Origin of the sequence: Pseudomonas sp. Irchel s3f19 (genome assembly GCF_900187555.1) — a bacterium.
Lineage (GTDB): Bacteria > Pseudomonadota > Gammaproteobacteria > Pseudomonadales > Pseudomonadaceae > Aquipseudomonas > Aquipseudomonas capeferrum.
Genome location: NZ_FYDW01000003.1, coordinates 587,023 through 602,424, shown reverse-complemented (window position 1 = coordinate 602,424; position 15,402 = coordinate 587,023). Strand labels below are relative to the sequence as shown.

The window sequence follows — 15,402 nt, the reverse complement described above, 5'->3', positions numbered from 1 at the left end:
CGCCTTTTTCGTACCAGCCTGCGCCTTACTTCTCGACGAAGGCACGCTCGATCAGGTAGTCACCCGGCTCGCGCATGCGGGCGGAGACTTTCAGGCCGAAGCTGTCCAGCACTTCGCTGGTCTCATCCAGCATGCTTGGGCTGCCGCAGATCATCGCGCGGTCGTCCTGCGGGTTGATCGGCGGCAGGCCGATGTCGCTGAACAGTTTGCCGCTGCGCATCAGGTCGGTCAGGCGGCCCTGGTTCTCGAACGGCTCGCGGGTCACGGTCGGGTAGTAGATCAGCTTGTCGCGTACCGACTCACCGAAGAACTCGTTCTGCGGCAGGTGCTCGGTGATGAACTCGCGGTAGGCCACCTCGTTCACGTAACGCACGCCGTGAACCAGGATCACCTTCTCGAAGCGCTCGTAGGTTTCCGGGTCCTGGATGACGCTCATGAAAGGGGCCAGGCCAGTGCCGGTGCTCAGCAGGTAGAGGTGCTTGCCCGGGTTCAGGTCGTCGAGGACCAAGGTACCGGTAGGCTTCTTGCTGATGATGATCTCGTCGCCTTCCTTCAAGTGCTGCAACTGGGAAGTCAGCGGGCCGTCCGGCACCTTGATGCTGAAGAACTCCAGGTGCTCTTCCCAGTTCGGCGAGGCGATGGAATAGGCGCGCATGAGCGGGCGACCGGTTTCCTGCTGCAGGCCGATCATCACGAACTGACCGTTCTCGAAGCGCAGGCCCGGGTCACGGGTGCACTTGAAGCTGAACAGAGTGTCGTTCCAGTGGTGCACACTGAGGACACGTTCGTGGTTCATGTTGCTCATCGATGGGGCTCCTGAAGAAAGACGCAGCGCGCGCAAAACGCGCAGTTGCGCGATAGTTTAGGGGCAGCGACAATATCTGTTAACTGAATTATCAAGATATGTGTTATCGGTTATATAGATATGCGATTCACACTCCGTCAGCTTCAAGTCTTCGTGGCCGTGGCCCAGCATCAAAGCGTCTCTCGAGCCGCCGGCCTGCTGTCGCTGTCGCAGTCGGCTGCCAGTACCTCCATCACCGAGCTTGAGCGCCAATCCAGCTGTCAGCTGTTCGATCGCGCCGGCAAACGCCTGAGCCTCAACGCCCTGGGCCATCAACTGCTGCCGCAGGCCGTGGCCCTGCTCGACCAGGCCAAGGAAATCGAAGACCTGCTCAATGGCAAGTCCGCCTTCGGTTCGCTGGCGGTCGGCGCCACACTGACCATCGGCAACTACCTGGCGACCCTGCTGATCGGCAGCTTCATGCAGGTGCACCCCGAAAGCCAGGTCAAGCTGCACGTGCAGAACACTGCGCATATCGTGCACCAGGTCGCCCACTACGAAATTGATCTGGGTCTGATCGAAGGCGATTGCAACCACCCTGACCTTGAAGTTCAGCCTTGGGTCGAGGACGAGCTGGTAGTGTTCTGCGCGCCACAACATCCCTTGGCGACGCTAGGCCACGCGGATATCCAGACATTGTCCCAGGAAGCCTGGATTCTTCGCGAGCAAGGCTCCGGTACACGCCTGACCTTTGACCAGGCCATGCGCCATCATCGCGCCAACCTCAACATCCGCCTGGAGCTGGAACATACCGAGGCCATCAAGCGCGCGGTGGAATCAGGCCTGGGCATCGGCTGCATCTCGCGCCTGGCCCTGCGCGATGCGTTCCGCCGCGGCAGCCTGGTACCGGTGGAAACGCCGGAGCTGGACTTGATGCGCCAGTTCTATTTCATCTGGCACAAGCAGAAGTACCAGACGTCGGCCATGCGCGAGTTTCTTGAGTTGTGCCGCAACTTCACCGCGGGCTTTACCCGCAGTGACGAGATCGTGCTGCCACCAATCGCCTAGAGCAGAATCACACCCCAGACCAGGGCAACCATGGTCAGCGCCACCAGTTGCGCGGCGCTGCCCATGTCCTTGGCGTTTTTCGACAAAGGGTGGCGCTCAAGCGAAATACGGTCGATGGCGGCTTCCACCGCCGAGTTGAACAGCTCGACGATCAGGCCCAGCAGGCACACCGCGATCATGATCGCCCGCTCTGCGCGGCTGACCGGCAGCCAGAAGGCCGTCGGGATCAGCAGCACGTTGAGCAGGACCAGCTGGCGGAATGCGGCCTCGCCCTTGAAGGCGGCGCGCAAGCCGTCCAGCGAATAGCCGGCGGCGTTGAAGATGCGTTTGAGGCCGGTCTGGCCTTTGAATGGCGACATGTGCGTCACTTCACCGATAAAAGGCCGGCAGACTAATCCAGCGTGGGTCAAAAAAGCGTGAAGAAGCAGCCAGTTAGTGGCTGGCAACCGATTCAAGTTGTTGCAGCAACAAGGCCGCCTGGGTGCGAGTACGCACGCCCAGCTTGCGGAAGATCGCCGTCACGTGGGCCTTGATGGTGGCCTCCGAGACGCTGAGCTCGTAGGCGATCTGCTTGTTCAGCAAACCTTCACAAACCATGGTCAGTACGCGGAACTGCTGCGGCGTGAGGCTGGCCAGCCCTTCGCTGGCAGCCTTGGCCTCGGCCGAAACGTCGACTTTCTCGAACGCCTGCGGTGGCCACCAGACCTCGCCGTCCAGCACCTTGCGCACGGCGTCCTGAATCACTTCCAGCGGGCTGGACTTGGGGATGAAGCCACTGGCGCCAAATTCGCGCGACTTGACCACAACCGCTGCTTCTTCCTGCGCCGATACCATCACCACGGGGATCTGCGGGTATTGCCCACGCAACAGGACCAGCCCGGAGAAGCCATAGGCGCCCGGCATGTTGAGGTCCAACAGCACCAAATCCCAGTCGGCTTTCTCGCTCAGGCGGGTTTCCAGTTCGGCAATGCTCGCAACTTCAACCAGGCGTACATCGGCGCCAAGGCCCAGGGTAACAGCCTGGCGCAGGGCGCCACGAAACAGCGGGTGGTCATCGGCAATCAGGATTTCGTAAGTGGCCATCGATCTAAGGATCCTGTTCTGTGCCAGGCGCGTGCGGGGTAGTCAGGGCGCTTGGCGGAAAGGCACGGCAAAGTCCGGGGTAACAGCATTTTCGGCGTGCCCGAATCGGCGCCAAGGATGCCGAGCACGGTCGGGGTGGTCAAGACAATTGCCCTGCCGTCCTCGCCCACCCTGGCTGCCAGCCCCGTCATTATGAACCAATCCGGCGTCACTGCCCCTTGGACTATAGGAAGGTATGCAAACGCTGATGCGCATCGTCCTGCTCGTCCAGCGGCAAATGCCGCTTGGCGCTCAGGTAGTGCAGGCTGAACACGTCCAGGTAGGCGTCCAGGGCCTGCGAGGCACGCTGATCGCCAGCCAGCTCCAGGCACATGGCGGCCACTTCCGCCGTGCAGAAGTGGTCGTCACGCTTGGAACGGCGCAAGCGGTAGCGCGACATCTGTTCGGCTTCAAGGCTCAGCACCGGGAAACGGTCCAGGTACGGGCTCTTGCGAAACATCTTGCGCGCCTCGGTCCAAGTGGCGTCGAGCAGTATGAACAACGGCCGTTTACCGGGCTCGCGCACCACCTGGTTGACTACCCGCTCTTGGGCAACGAACTCGCCGGGGAAGACGATATAGGGCTGCCATTGAGGCTGTTCGAGCAGCGCCAGCAGGTTGTCATCGACTGCAGTACGCTGCCAGCCGAAGGCCGAGGTGTCCTCGACCAGGTCGGCAATCAGCCAACCGGTGTTGGTCGGCTTGAGTGGCTCGGTGTCGTGCATCAGCAGGCACACACCCGACTCCGCCGGCACCCGGGGCCTCCAGGCACACAGGCAATGGCTGGCAATGACCCGGCATTGCGGGCAACGGACGGCCCGAGAACCCCGGGCAATGAACGGCTTGTTGCTGCGGGCCAGGCGTTCGGCGCGCAGGCGCGCTACCGCGTGGCTCATGCTGGCAGGCCTTTGGAAAGGTTGAAGAGGGACACTGCGAGGGCTCGGAAACTCAAAACGCAAGTCTACCAGAGCGGGCGTCATTTGCCGTGCAGCGGGACTGCCCGGGCCCTTATAATCGACACTTTGGCGTACCCGACCAGCCGTCAAGCGCCCCTCAGGGAACGCCACCTGCCGGCGCATGTCAAACCGCCAGTCAATGAACCAGGAGAGATACATGCTGCGCCTTATCGTCCCGACCTTGAGCCTTTTGCTCACCCTGCCCCTGGCGGCCCAGGCGGCGTCCAAGCAGGACTACGATCTGAACAAGATGCTGCAGAAGGTCGCCAAAGAGAGCAGCGTCGGCACGCCCCGCGCCGTCAACGAAGACATCCTCGACCAAGGCTACACCGTCGAAGGCAAGGCCCTGGTCAACCACCTGAGCGTGCGCCAAAGCCATGCCGAGCGCATGCAGGGCAACCCGGAACAAGTCCGCAGCCAACTGGGAGACAGCGTTTGCCGTAACAGCGGTTACCGTAACCTGATGTCCAAGGGCGCTGTGATGGTCTATCGCTTCACGGTGTACAAGACCAACCAACCAGTCATGGACCAGGCATTCGATGCAGCAAGCTGCGTTGCGGGCAACAAAAAGAAGTAAACCGATGACCTAGACCACCCGCTGGTCATCAGGCGCGCGCCACTGCTCTTCTTCGGCATCGGCGCGCAATTCTGCCAGAAGCGCCTGTAGGTAGCGTGACTGGCACTCCAGCTCCGAAAGCCTGCGACGACACTCTCCCTCAAGGCTCAGGTGGTGCACCTGCGCCGCATTTTCCAGCTGCTGATAGAGCTGCTGGTCCACCTCGATGATCAAGCGATGCATACCGCCACCTCCTGCATCGATACGTTTCGCTTCCCCAGTTAACCAAACCCTCAGCGCCATTGGGTGCGCGCCGACCAGCGGCGGCTGCAATGACTGCGGCACGATCAGGCGCGAGGGTCTAGATTGATATCGAGTACACCCGAATCGACGAGATGGATTGATTGCTACTGCACCCTGGCCTTGAAGGCCTACTGCAACGCTCGAACTGCACACTCGAGCATCAGCAGCCAGCGACGCATGCAGTGTCGCGGCCGGGACACCCCATCGACCCGGTCAGAGGTTTTGCTGCAGAAGGAGACGTTGAATGCCTTACCAACCCAATGAGCTGTTGTTCAATCATTTCAGGGACAACAACATCGACCTGAGCAAGATCGACGAACAACTGCAACTGGTTGCACCGAACAGCCCCAACCTGCCCCTGTACCGCGACATGATGCTGACCATCCTGCGCATGGCCCACGACGACACCGATCGCTGGAGTGCCAAGATCACCCTGCAGGCGCTGCGCGAGCTGGACCACTCGTTCCGCGCCCTGGAACGCTACAAGGGCCGACGCAAGGTGACGGTATTCGGCTCGGCCCGAACGCCACTGGAACACCCGATGTACGCCCTGGCCCGCGAGCTGGGCGCCACCCTGGCCCGCTCCGACCTGATGGTCATTACTGGCGCCGGTGGTGGCATCATGGCTGCAGCCCACGAAGGGGCCGGCAGCGAACACAGCCTGGGCTTCAACATCACCCTGCCCTTCGAGCAGCATGCCAACCCCACGGTGGACGGCACCGACAAACTGTTGCCCTTCCACTTCTTCTTCATTCGCAAGCTGTTTTTCGTCAAGGAAGCCGATGGCCTGGTGCTCTGCCCGGGCGGGTTCGGCACGCTGGATGAAGCACTCGAAGTGCTCACCCTGATCCAGACCGGCAAGAGCCCTTTGGTGCCGGTGGTGTTGCTCGACTCACCCGGTGGCAGCTTCTGGCGCGATTGCCTGGCCTTCATCAGCCGCCAGCTCGAAGAGAACCGCTACATCCTGCCCAGCGACCTCAAGCTGGTGCGCCTGGTGCACAGCGCCGATGAGGCGGTGGAGGAAATCAACCAGTTCTACAGCAACTACCACTCCAGCCGCTGGCTGAAGAACCAGTTCGTGATCCGCATGCATCACCCGCTCAGCGAGGCTGCGCTGTACGACATTCAGGAAGGTTTCGCCGATTTGCGCCTGAGTGGCAAGTACCACCAGCACGCCGACAGTGGCGCGGAGCATGAGGTAGGTAACTTCAGCCACCTGACCCGGCTGTCGTTCGCCTTCAACGGCCGCGACCAGGGCCGGCTGCGCGAACTGGTGGACTTCATCAACCTGCCGGAGAACTGGGCCAAGCCGCAGCCCATGCACACGACCCAGCGGGCCAGGGAGGCGTTGAAGGTCAATTGAACCACCCACCGCCGGGTGGGGGTAAACCGGCCTCTGCGAATATCGCGGCCTCTGTAGGAGCGGCCTTGCCGGGGCGCCGGACCGGTCGGAAAGGGGCGCGTAGCGGCCCCTCTGCAACGACACAGAACCTGGGGCCGCTGCGCAGCCCTTTCCGACCGGTCCGGCGCCCCGGCAAGGCCGCTCCTACAAGGAACCGCGAGGTTTCAGTAATCGTCGAGGTCGCGACCACTAAGCAACCGGCTGATCATCTCCATGGAGAAACCACGGTAGGCCAGAAAGCGGGTCTGCTGGCCACGGCTGCGGGGGTCATGGGGGCGCTGGCCGTCAAACTTGCGCTGCCAGACATCCATCAGCCGCTGCGCCCAGTCCACACCGCTTTCACGCAATGCCTTATCGATATCGCCACGCGCCAGGCCGCGCTGGCCAAGCTCTTCGCGTATACGCGCAGGGCCATAGCCGGAATTGGAGCGATACCGGATGAAGCTTTCGAGGTAGCGGGCTTCGCTGAGCAGCCCTTCTTCGGCGAGCCGGTCGAGCTCAGGCTCGATCAACTCATCCGAAGCGCCGCGCTGACGCAACTTGCGCGTCAGCTCGACGCGACCATGCTCACGTCGCGCGAGCAGGTCCATGGCTGTCCGCCGAATGGCGACGGGGGTGTCGAGTACGGCGGACATAATCGGCTATCTACAACCGCTATCAATAACCGGCTTCGGCATCAGCCACGTCGTCGGCCTTGGCCTCGACTGCGGCAGCCTTGCCTGCTTCGGCGGCAGCACCAGCCTTGAGCAGCTTCTCGCGGATCTGCTTCTCGATCTCGGCGCCAATGGCCGGGTTCTCAGCCAGGTACTTGGCGGCGTTGGCTTTACCTTGGCCGATCTTGTTGCCCTGGTAGGCGTACCAGGCACCGGATTTCTCCACCAGCCCCTGAGAAACACCCAGGTCGATGATCTCGCCGTTGCGGTAGATGCCCTTGCCGTAGAGGATCTGGAACTCGGCCTGACGGAACGGCGGCGAGACCTTGTTCTTGACGATCTTGACGCGGGTTTCGCTGCCGACCACTTCGTCGCCTTCCTTGACCGCGCCGGTACGGCGGATGTCCAGGCGCACGGAGGCGTAGAACTTCAGGGCGTTACCACCGGTGGTGGTTTCCGGGCTGCCGAACATCACGCCGATCTTCATACGGATCTGGTTGATGAAGATGACCAGGCAGTTGGCGTTCTTGATGTTACCGGTGATCTTGCGCAGCGCCTGCGACATCAGACGGGCCTGCAGACCCACGTGCATGTCACCCATCTCGCCTTCGATCTCGGCCTTGGGGACCAGAGCAGCCACGGAGTCGACGATGATCACGTCAACCGCGTTGGAACGCACCAGCATGTCGGTGATTTCCAGGGCCTGCTCGCCGGTGTCCGGCTGCGAAACCAGCAGGTCGTCGACGTTGACACCCAGCTTGCCGGCGTATTCCGGGTCGAGGGCGTGCTCGGCGTCGACGAAGGCGCAGGTGGCGCCGTTCTTCTGGGCTTCGGCAATGACCGACAGGGTCAGGGTGGTTTTACCCGAGGACTCAGGGCCGTAGATTTCGACGATACGGCCTTTTGGCAGGCCGCCGATACCGAGGGCGATGTCCAGGCCCAGGGAACCGGTGGAGATGGCCGGGATGCCAGTGCGCTCGTGGTCGCCCATGCGCATGACCGCGCCCTTGCCGAATTGGCGTTCGATCTGACCCAGGGCCGCAGCCAAGGCGCGTTTCTTGTTGTCGTCCATTGAAATCCTCACGTGTTCGACTTGGCCCTGATGGCCGGAATACCTGTATAAGTAGCCAGTATTATTCCACAGCGAAGCGCGCGAGCAAACCCCTGTCGTCGATTTACTCGGCACCAAGCTGTAACAAGCCGTCTAGCGCGGCGATCACCGTTTGTCGGCGCACCGCATCGCGGTCGCCGTCAAACTGGCGGCGTTCGCTGAAGACATGGCTGCCATCGGCCCAGGCCAGCCACACGGTGCCCACCGGTTTGGCCGGCGAGCCACCGTCTGGCCCAGCCACCCCGCTCACCGCCACCGCAAACCGTGCGCCGCTGGCGGCTTGCGCCCCCCGGGCCATGGCTTCGACCACTTCCTGGCTGACCGCACCCACCTGGCCGAACAGCGCCTCGGGCACCCGCAGCTGGCGGGTTTTCTGGGCATTGGAGTAGGTCACGTAGCCGGCTTCGAACCAGGCCGAACTGCCGGGAATGCGGGTGATGGCCTCGGCGATGCCGCCGCCGGTGCAGGATTCGGCGGTGGTCACCTGGGCGTTGAAGCGGCGCAGGTGTTCGCCCAGGCGGGCGGCAAGCGTGGTGATCGGGTCCATGTCAGGCTCCTTGAAGACTGGGCACTACCCTACCACCCCATGACCAGTACAGCCTCAGGAAACCTTCAGGCTGTCCCGGGCAATCGCACTGAACGCAAGCTCGTCGCGCGGCCCAAGGCGAGGCAGCCCGGCTGGCCACTCCTGGGTCCAATCCAGGCCGCCCAGCTTGCGCATGTCCTCGATCGCCGAACGCCACCAGATCACCTTGCAAGCACGCTGGTAATCGTCACTGCCGATGACACTGCCATAAAGAAGCTTGCGGCCGATACCGCGCAGCTCTGGTGGCACGCGCTTGAGGCTCCACTTGACCGATAGCCGGTTGAGCCAGGACGGCACCGGGCGATGCGCCGGCACCTTCAAGGCCAGGCCAGGCATCTTGGCAGCAAAGTGTTCACCGTGACGGGCGAAGAAGATCTCGAGGATGGCGTGGATGTATTGCTTCATTGCAAAGTAGTGGCTGATCACGCCACGCGCCTGGTTGATCTGCGCCCCGTGCAACTCGAACGAGAAAGCGATCTGCTCGATGGTGTGCAACGCTTGCGCGTAGGGCGTCCATGCATCGATACGCTGGATCGCACGCTCGGCGATACCGGCGTTGTCACGGGTAAAGCCCATGACGCCGCTGTTGCACAGCTGCAGCTCGGCGGCCGGCGCAGCGCCATCACGGGCAAGCCCTGTGGTGAAGCCCCGGTAGTAGTCACTGCGTGACGCCTCGGCCCAGCTCATCTCGATTTCGTCCACCAGGTACTGCCCGACATCTACTTGGCTGAACAGCTTCTGCGGCGTTTGCAGGAAGACCGTGTCGGTATCGATGAACACCGTCTTGTCCGCCCATTGCCCGGCATAGGCAATGGCGCAGGCCTTGCGCCGATGCGTGTAGCCACCGTCCCCGGTCCAGGCGTGCAGCGTCTGCTCATCCAGCGCGATCACCTCGACGGGCCACCCTGCGAAGGCCTGCGGCTGGTCGGTCAGCACACGGACCACCGGCAGCTCGGCCGGCTTGCAGCGAGCCAGGGCTGTGAGGATGCTGAACTTGGCCTCCAGCTGATAAATCCGGCGCTCACCATAAAGGAGGTAGATCAGCTGTTGCTTTACATAAGGGACACTGCTGGACAGGTTCATCTACGTCACGGCTGGGGCAGGCAAAAAGGCCGAGCATTCTAGTGGAGTAATCGGCGAAGCTCCATCACTGCCCGCCGAACTGCGCGCACATGCCCTACCGCAGCCGCCTGCATCTGGATGAAAAAGCCTGTACCATTGCCGGTTTACCATCGCCAACCAGATCACCCGCTGTAAGGCCCTGAATGTCTGATCTCTCCGCACACACCCCGATGATGCAGCAGTACTGGAAGCTGAAGCACCAGCACCCGGACCAGCTGATGTTCTACCGCATGGGCGACTTTTACGAGATCTTCTACGAAGATGCGAAGAAAGCCGCGAAACTGCTGGATATCACGCTGACCGCGCGCGGTCAGTCGGCGGGCCAGTCCATCCCCATGTGCGGCATTCCCTTCCATTCGCTCGAAGGTTACCTGGCCAAACTGGTCAAGCTCGGCGAATCGGTGGTGATCTGCGAGCAGATTGGCGACCCTGCCACCAGCAAGGGCCCGGTGGAACGCCAGGTGGTGCGCATCATCACCCCCGGCACGGTCAGCGACGAAGCGCTGCTCGACGAGCGCCGCGACAACCTGATCGCCGCCCTGCTGGGCGATGAGCGCCTGTTTGGCCTGGCGGTGCTGGATATCACCAGTGGCAACTTCAGCGTGCAGGAGATCAAGGGCTGGGAAAACCTGCTGGCCGAGCTCGAACGCATCAACCCGGTCGAGCTGCTGATCCCCGACGACTGGCCGCGCGACCTGCCCGCCGAGAAGCGCCCCGGCGCGCGCCGCCGTGCGCCTTGGGACTTCGACCGCGACTCGGCACGCAAGGCGCTGTGCCAGCAGTTCGCAACCAAAGACCTCAAGGGCTTTGGCTGCGACAAGCTGACCCTGGCCATTGGCGCTGCCGGCTGCCTGCTGACCTACGCCAAGGAAACCCAGCGTACTGCCCTGCCGCACCTGCGCAGCCTGCGCCACGAACGCCTGGACGACACGGTGATCCTCGACGGCGCCAGCCGCCGCAACCTGGAGCTGGACATCAACCTGGCGGGCGGACGCGACAACACCCTGCAGTCGGTGATCGACCGCTGCCAAACCGCCATGGCCAGCCGCTTGCTGAGCCGCTGGCTGAACCGCCCACTGCGTGACCTCAAGGTGCTGCAGGCGCGCCAGGACTCTATCCGCTGCCTGCTCGACGGCTACCGCTTCGAAAAGCTGCAGCCGCAGCTCAAGGAAATCGGCGATATCGAGCGGATCCTCGCCCGTATCGGCCTGCGCAATGCCCGCCCACGCGACCTCGCCCGCCTGCGTGATGCCCTCGGCGCCCTGCCCGAGCTGCAGAACGCCATGGCCGAACTGGAAGCCCCGCACCTGGCGCGCCTGGCGGCCATCACCGGCACCTACCCGGAGCTGGCCAGCCTGCTGGAGCGGGCAGTGGTCGACAACCCGCCGGCGGTGATCCGTGACGGCGGCGTGCTCAAGGCCGGCTACGACAATGAGCTGGACGAGCTGCTGGCGATCAGCGAGAACGCTGGCCAGTTCCTGATCGACCTGGAAGCCCGCGAGAAGGCCCGTACCGGCCTTGCCAACCTAAAGGTCGGCTACAACCGCGTGCACGGCTACTTCATCGAACTGCCGACCAAGCAGGCCGAACAGGCCCCGGGCGACTACATTCGCCGCCAGACCCTCAAGGGCGCAGAGCGCTTCATCACGCCGGAGCTCAAGGCGTTCGAGGACAAGGCACTGTCGGCCAAGAGCCGCGCCCTGGCCCGCGAGAAGATGCTCTACGATGCCTTGCTCGAAACCCTGATCAGCCACCTGGCACCGCTGCAGGACAGCGCCGCCGCCCTGGCCGAGCTGGACGTGCTGAGCAACCTCGCCGAGCGCGCACTGAACCTCGACCTGAATTGCCCCCGCTTCGTCGACGAGCCGTGCCTGCGCATCGAACAGGGCCGGCATCCGGTGGTCGAGCAAGTGTTGACCACGCCGTTCGTGGCCAACGACCTGGGCCTGGACAATAGCACCCGCATGCTGATCATCACCGGCCCGAACATGGGCGGTAAGTCCACCTACATGCGCCAGACCGCACTGATCGTGCTGATGGCGCACATCGGAAGCTTCGTACCGGCAGCCCAGTGCGAGCTGTCGCTGGTGGACCGTATCTTCACCCGTATCGGCTCCAGTGATGACCTGGCCGGCGGGCGCTCGACCTTCATGGTCGAGATGAGTGAAACCGCCAATATTCTGCACAACGCCACCGACCGCAGCCTGGTGCTGATGGACGAAGTAGGCCGCGGCACCAGCACCTTCGACGGCCTGTCGCTGGCCTGGGCCGCCGCCGAGCGTCTGGCCCAGCTGCGCGCCTACACGCTGTTCGCCACGCACTACTTCGAACTCACGGTACTACCGGAGAGCGAACCGCTGGTGGCCAACGTGCACTTGAATGCCACCGAGCACAACGAGCGAATCGTCTTCCTGCACCACGTACTGCCAGGCCCTGCCAGCCAAAGCTATGGCCTGGCCGTGGCCCAACTGGCCGGGGTGCCCACTGCCGTGATCCAGCGTGCCCGCGAGCACCTGGGCCGCCTGGAAACGGCGAGCCTGCCGCACGAGCAGCCGCACAGCACAAAGGCCAAGGACGCGCTACACGTCCCGCATCAGAGCGATCTGTTCGCCAGCCTGCCACACCCGGCCATCGAGAAGCTGGGCAAGCTGGACCTGGACGACATGACCCCGCGCCAAGCTATCGAAATGCTATATCAACTAAAGAACCTGTTATAACGGCGCCCACTACAAGCTGGTAGAATCCGCCGCGGTTTGCTGGTGCTGCAGGTTATTAGCCTGGCCTGCAGCCACATACCCGTAAACCGCGCGGCCCTGAGAGGAAGGGCCGCCGCCGTCGCCTGAGGAGAGAACTAGAAATGACCTTCGTCGTCACCGACAACTGCATCAAATGCAAATACACCGACTGCGTGGAAGTCTGTCCGGTGGACTGCTTCTACGAAGGCCCGAACTTCCTGGTCATCCACCCGGACGAGTGCATCGACTGCGCACTGTGCGAGCCGGAATGCCCAGCGCAAGCCATCTTCTCGGAAGACGAAGTGCCATCGGGCATGGAGAACTTCATCGAGCTGAACGCCGAACTGGCGGAAATCTGGCCAAACATCACCGAGCGTAAGGACGCCCTGCCCGACGCTGAAGAGTGGGATGGCAAGACTGGCAAGATTGCAGACCTGGAACGCTGATAGCGCCCGGAAACGAAAAAGGCCCATGCGGGCCTTTTTTCATTTTCAGCAGGCACAAAAAAGGGGCGGTTTGACCCGCCCACATTTTTTTCCGTAGTCCCTGATTGTCCCAAACATCGTCCTGATGAAATCGCTTCTTGCGATGTCCTTGGCCTTCTCCCTGAAAGCCTGTGCATGTCCGTGTGCACAGTTCGAATACTAGCGATTTCAGGGGGGCAGACAACCGCAGAACCTCACAGGATATTGCCGTGGACACATTTCCTCGCATCCAAATAAATCATGTTTTTCAATGAGTTGGGATTAAACCGGATCTGAAAACGACAATGATTTACTGATGGTTGCATAGATTGCTTACACAACAAGTAAGCAATCGCTTACACGCAATGTTACTGGGGTGGCGCATTACACAATGCCGGCTGGCAGCTACGGTGCAGCAGTGCTGTTACGCGCATACAAAAACGCCCCGAACTATCGGGGCGTCTTGTGCTTGCGAACAGCGTATTACTGGAACAACGACTCGCTGGACAGACCGTTCTTCTCGAGGATCTCGCGCAGACGCTTGAGCCCCTCTACCTGGATCTGCCGTACACGCTCACGGGTCAGGCCGATCTCCAGGCCAACATCCTCCAAGGTGCTGCTCTCGTGCCCGCGCAGACCAAAGCGACGCACTACCACCTCGCGCTGCTTGTCGGTCAGCTCTCCCAACCACTGATCGATGCTCTGCGACAGGTCGTCATCCTGCAGCAGCTCACACGGGTCGGTCGGGCGGTCATCGGTGAGGGTATCGAGCAGCGTCTTGTCCGAGTCTGGGCCAAGGGAAACGTCCACCGAAGAAACCCGCTCATTGAGCCCCAGCATGCGCTTGACCTCAGCGACAGGCTTCTCCAGCAAGGTGGCGATTTCTTCTGGCGAGGGCTCGTGGTCGAGCTTCTGGGTCAGCTCCCGCGCGGCACGCAGGTAAACGTTGAGTTCCTTGACCACATGGATCGGCAGGCGAATGGTGCGGGTCTGGTTCATGATCGCCCGCTCGATGGTCTGGCGAATCCACCAGGTCGCATAGGTCGAGAAACGGAAACCACGCTCCGGGTCGAACTTCTCGACCGCGCGGATCAGCCCCAGGTTGCCTTCCTCGATCAGGTCGAGCAACGACAGGCCGCGATTCACGTAACGACGGGCAATTTTGACAACCAGGCGCAGGTTGCTTTCGATCATGCGCTTGCGGCCGGCGGGGTCGCCTTTTTGCGACAGGCGCGCAAAATGCACTTCCTCCTCCGGCGACAGCAGAGGCGAGAAGCCGATTTCGTTGAGGTACAACTGGGTAGCATCAAGTGCCCGAGTGTAATCGATGTACTTGTGCTGCTTGAGCGAAGAGCCGGACTTGGCCCTGGTCCGAACCGAAGGTACAGCAGGTTCGTCTGACACCACATCCGTTTCCAAAACGATGCCCGTCTCCATTAGGAGGACGTCATCGTCGATGTCAAACTCCGGCGCTTCTTTATTGAGAGCCATTGTTATAGTCCTTTGCTGAGTTCGAACTCAGACTCGAGCGGCACCTGTATCCCTGGCAGCGCTGGAGCCTGTCCCCTCTACATCACAGGAACAGGCCGGGTACAACAATCAACGGCGTGGCAGGAACTGGAGTGGATCGACGGGTTTGCCCTGGCGGCGAATCTCGAAATGCAGCTTCACCCGATCAGTGCCCGTGGACCCCATTTCAGCAATCGACTGCCCAGCCTTGACCTGCTGCCCCTCCCGAACCAAAAGCCTGCGGTTGTGACCGTAGGCACTGACGTAGGTATCGCTGTGCTTGATGATGATCAGCTCGCCGTAGCCCCGCAAGCCACTCCCGGCGTAGACCACTGCACCACCAGACGCAGCAAAAACAGGCTGTCCCAAATCACCGGCGATATCAATGCCTTTATTCAAACTACCGTTTGAAGCAAATTTTCCAATCAGCACCCCGTTGGCCGGCCAGGTCCAGCCCCCTACCGCACGCTCTGCAGCCGGCACGGTTGCCACCACCGGCGCAGGGGTTGTCGGGGCCGTGGTTGCCGGCTTGGTGGTACTGGCAGGTGCGCTGCCGGCGCTGCCAACAGGCCGACGGATGACCGTGGTCTTGCTCGAGGACGACGGGCTGGACACCACCGTGGTGCTGCCCGTGGAACCGCTGCTGAATCGAATCGGCTGGCCGGGGCGAATGGTATAAGGCGCCGGGATGCCGTTACGGGCAGCCAACTCCTTGTAGTCCCAGCCGTAACGGAAGGCGATGGAGAACAGCGTATCGCCCGGCTTGACGATGTATTGCCCGGAGGTCACCGTCGGCCGCTTGGGCGCTGCATTGTTACGGTCGACCACCCGCGCACTCGTCGAGCTGGTGCTGGAGCAACCCGCCAGCAAGGTGCCCATGGCCAGTGCAAGCACCAGAAGCTTGAAACCCGCCCAATCCTTGCGCTGCCGAATGCCTGTGTGCCCCACCCGCGCTCCCCTCATGGTGCCGAATACCGAAATAACGATAAGAAATGCAATATTGTTGCAATTATAACCGAGCCCACCTGCATT

At 62.0% G+C, this 15,402-nt stretch carries 16 protein-coding genes; 5 read left to right on the top strand and 11 right to left on the bottom strand.

Features of this window, described 5'->3' with window-relative positions:
* Positions 1 to 25: 25 nt before the first annotated feature.
* The gene (gene fpr / locus CKW22_RS10680; RefSeq protein ID WP_033700840.1) at positions 26 to 805 is read right to left on the bottom strand and encodes a ferredoxin-NADP reductase; all 780 of its coding nucleotides are present in this window, start codon (positions 803 to 805) and stop codon (positions 26 to 28) included.
* 120 nt (positions 806 to 925) lie between these two features.
* On the opposite strand from fpr, the gene finR reads away from it, so the two are divergent.
* Positions 926 to 1,852 carry a LysR family transcriptional regulator FinR gene (gene finR, locus CKW22_RS10675; RefSeq protein ID WP_033700841.1) on the top strand — a complete coding sequence of 309 codons (927 nt, stop codon included), beginning with the start codon at positions 926 to 928 and terminating at the stop codon, positions 1,850 to 1,852.
* Here the strand turns inward: finR and CKW22_RS10670 are convergent.
* The 3 genes from CKW22_RS10670 to CKW22_RS10660 form a co-directional block, all read right to left on the bottom strand.
* Positions 1,849 to 2,211: a diacylglycerol kinase gene (locus CKW22_RS10670; RefSeq protein ID WP_027595832.1), complete on the bottom strand. Its 363-nt coding sequence runs from the start codon at positions 2,209 to 2,211 to the stop codon at positions 1,849 to 1,851. The two genes, finR and CKW22_RS10670, sit on opposite strands and share 4 nt — an antisense overlap.
* Before the next feature lie 73 nt (positions 2,212 to 2,284).
* The gene (gene erdR / locus CKW22_RS10665; protein WP_027595831.1) at positions 2,285 to 2,935 is read right to left on the bottom strand and encodes a response regulator transcription factor ErdR; all 651 of its coding nucleotides are present in this window, start codon (positions 2,933 to 2,935) and stop codon (positions 2,285 to 2,287) included.
* A gap of 223 nt (positions 2,936 to 3,158) precedes the next feature.
* The gene (locus tag CKW22_RS10660; RefSeq protein ID WP_047581651.1) at positions 3,159 to 3,869 is read right to left on the bottom strand and encodes a tRNA-uridine aminocarboxypropyltransferase; all 711 of its coding nucleotides are present in this window, start codon (positions 3,867 to 3,869) and stop codon (positions 3,159 to 3,161) included.
* Positions 3,870 to 4,086: 217 nt separating this feature from the next.
* Here CKW22_RS10660 and CKW22_RS10655 point away from each other — a divergent pair, with 217 nt between their 5' ends.
* Positions 4,087 to 4,506: a quorum-sensing-regulated virulence factor family protein gene (locus CKW22_RS10655; protein ID WP_033700844.1), complete on the top strand. Its 420-nt coding sequence runs from the start codon at positions 4,087 to 4,089 to the stop codon at positions 4,504 to 4,506.
* Between the two features lie 9 nt (positions 4,507 to 4,515).
* Here the strand turns inward: CKW22_RS10655 and CKW22_RS10650 are convergent, their stop codons facing one another.
* On the bottom strand, positions 4,516 to 4,728 hold the full coding sequence (locus tag CKW22_RS10650) for a hypothetical protein (protein ID WP_095064090.1): 213 nt from the start codon (positions 4,726 to 4,728) through the stop codon (positions 4,516 to 4,518).
* 304 nt (positions 4,729 to 5,032) lie between these two features.
* Here CKW22_RS10650 and CKW22_RS10645 point away from each other — a divergent pair, with 304 nt between their 5' ends.
* Positions 5,033 to 6,151, top strand: a complete 1,119-nt coding sequence (locus tag CKW22_RS10645; RefSeq protein WP_033700846.1) for an LOG family protein — start codon at positions 5,033 to 5,035, stop codon at positions 6,149 to 6,151.
* 203 nt (positions 6,152 to 6,354) lie between these two features.
* Here the strand turns inward: CKW22_RS10645 and recX are convergent, their stop codons facing one another.
* From recX to CKW22_RS10625, 4 genes are all read right to left on the bottom strand, one after another.
* Complete coding sequence (gene recX / locus CKW22_RS10640; protein ID WP_033700848.1) at positions 6,355 to 6,825, bottom strand: recombination regulator RecX; 471 nt, start codon at positions 6,823 to 6,825, stop codon at positions 6,355 to 6,357.
* Positions 6,826 to 6,847: 22 nt separating this feature from the next.
* On the bottom strand, positions 6,848 to 7,915 hold the full coding sequence (gene recA, locus CKW22_RS10635; RefSeq protein WP_033700849.1) for a recombinase RecA: 1,068 nt from the start codon (positions 7,913 to 7,915) through the stop codon (positions 6,848 to 6,850).
* 103 nt (positions 7,916 to 8,018) lie between these two features.
* Positions 8,019 to 8,501 carry a CinA family protein gene (locus tag CKW22_RS10630; RefSeq protein ID WP_033700850.1) on the bottom strand — a complete coding sequence of 161 codons (483 nt, stop codon included), beginning with the start codon at positions 8,499 to 8,501 and terminating at the stop codon, positions 8,019 to 8,021.
* Positions 8,502 to 8,555: 54 nt separating this feature from the next.
* Complete coding sequence (locus tag CKW22_RS10625) at positions 8,556 to 9,623, bottom strand: hypothetical protein (RefSeq protein WP_095064089.1); 1,068 nt, start codon at positions 9,621 to 9,623, stop codon at positions 8,556 to 8,558.
* A gap of 182 nt (positions 9,624 to 9,805) precedes the next feature.
* On the opposite strand from CKW22_RS10625, the gene mutS reads away from it, so the two are divergent.
* Both mutS and fdxA read left to right on the top strand, forming a co-directional pair.
* On the top strand, positions 9,806 to 12,379 hold the full coding sequence (gene mutS / locus CKW22_RS10620; RefSeq protein WP_033700852.1) for a DNA mismatch repair protein MutS: 2,574 nt from the start codon (positions 9,806 to 9,808) through the stop codon (positions 12,377 to 12,379).
* 140 nt (positions 12,380 to 12,519) lie between these two features.
* Positions 12,520 to 12,843: a ferredoxin FdxA gene (gene fdxA, locus CKW22_RS10615; RefSeq protein ID WP_027595821.1), complete on the top strand. Its 324-nt coding sequence runs from the start codon at positions 12,520 to 12,522 to the stop codon at positions 12,841 to 12,843.
* A 501-nt stretch (positions 12,844 to 13,344) separates the two neighbouring features.
* On the opposite strand, the gene rpoS is transcribed toward fdxA, so the two are convergent.
* Positions 13,345 to 14,352 carry an RNA polymerase sigma factor RpoS gene (gene rpoS / locus CKW22_RS10610; protein ID WP_033700853.1) on the bottom strand — a complete coding sequence of 336 codons (1,008 nt, stop codon included), beginning with the start codon at positions 14,350 to 14,352 and terminating at the stop codon, positions 13,345 to 13,347.
* Between the two features lie 108 nt (positions 14,353 to 14,460).
* Positions 14,461 to 15,318, bottom strand: coding sequence for a peptidoglycan DD-metalloendopeptidase family protein (locus tag CKW22_RS10605; RefSeq protein ID WP_047581647.1), 858 nt, complete (start codon positions 15,316 to 15,318; stop codon positions 14,461 to 14,463).
* Between the last annotated feature and the right edge of the window lie 84 nt (positions 15,319 to 15,402).

Excerpts from the sequence above, each read along its gene's own strand:
- rpoS (WP_033700853.1), bottom strand. The coding sequence starts at position 14,352 with ATGGCTCTCAATAAAGAAGCGCCGGAGTTTGACATCGACGATGACGTC.
- recX (WP_033700848.1), bottom strand. The coding sequence starts at position 6,825 with ATGTCCGCCGTACTCGACACCCCCGTCGCCATTCGGCGGACAGCCATG.
- CKW22_RS10645 (WP_033700846.1), top strand. The coding sequence starts at position 5,033 with ATGCCTTACCAACCCAATGAGCTGTTGTTCAATCATTTCAGGGACAAC.
- CKW22_RS10630 (WP_033700850.1), bottom strand. The coding sequence starts at position 8,501 with ATGGACCCGATCACCACGCTTGCCGCCCGCCTGGGCGAACACCTGCGC.
- CKW22_RS10650 (WP_095064090.1), bottom strand. The coding sequence starts at position 4,728 with ATGCATCGCTTGATCATCGAGGTGGACCAGCAGCTCTATCAGCAGCTG.
- mutS (WP_033700852.1), top strand. The coding sequence starts at position 9,806 with ATGTCTGATCTCTCCGCACACACCCCGATGATGCAGCAGTACTGGAAG.
- erdR (WP_027595831.1), bottom strand. The coding sequence starts at position 2,935 with ATGGCCACTTACGAAATCCTGATTGCCGATGACCACCCGCTGTTTCGT.
- finR (WP_033700841.1), top strand. The coding sequence starts at position 926 with ATGCGATTCACACTCCGTCAGCTTCAAGTCTTCGTGGCCGTGGCCCAG.
- fpr (WP_033700840.1), bottom strand. The coding sequence starts at position 805 with ATGAGCAACATGAACCACGAACGTGTCCTCAGTGTGCACCACTGGAAC.
- CKW22_RS10670 (WP_027595832.1), bottom strand. The coding sequence starts at position 2,211 with ATGTCGCCATTCAAAGGCCAGACCGGCCTCAAACGCATCTTCAACGCC.
- CKW22_RS10625 (WP_095064089.1), bottom strand. The coding sequence starts at position 9,623 with ATGAACCTGTCCAGCAGTGTCCCTTATGTAAAGCAACAGCTGATCTAC.
- fdxA (WP_027595821.1), top strand. The coding sequence starts at position 12,520 with ATGACCTTCGTCGTCACCGACAACTGCATCAAATGCAAATACACCGAC.
- CKW22_RS10660 (WP_047581651.1), bottom strand. The coding sequence starts at position 3,869 with ATGAGCCACGCGGTAGCGCGCCTGCGCGCCGAACGCCTGGCCCGCAGC.
- recA (WP_033700849.1), bottom strand. The coding sequence starts at position 7,915 with ATGGACGACAACAAGAAACGCGCCTTGGCTGCGGCCCTGGGTCAGATC.
- CKW22_RS10655 (WP_033700844.1), top strand. The coding sequence starts at position 4,087 with ATGCTGCGCCTTATCGTCCCGACCTTGAGCCTTTTGCTCACCCTGCCC.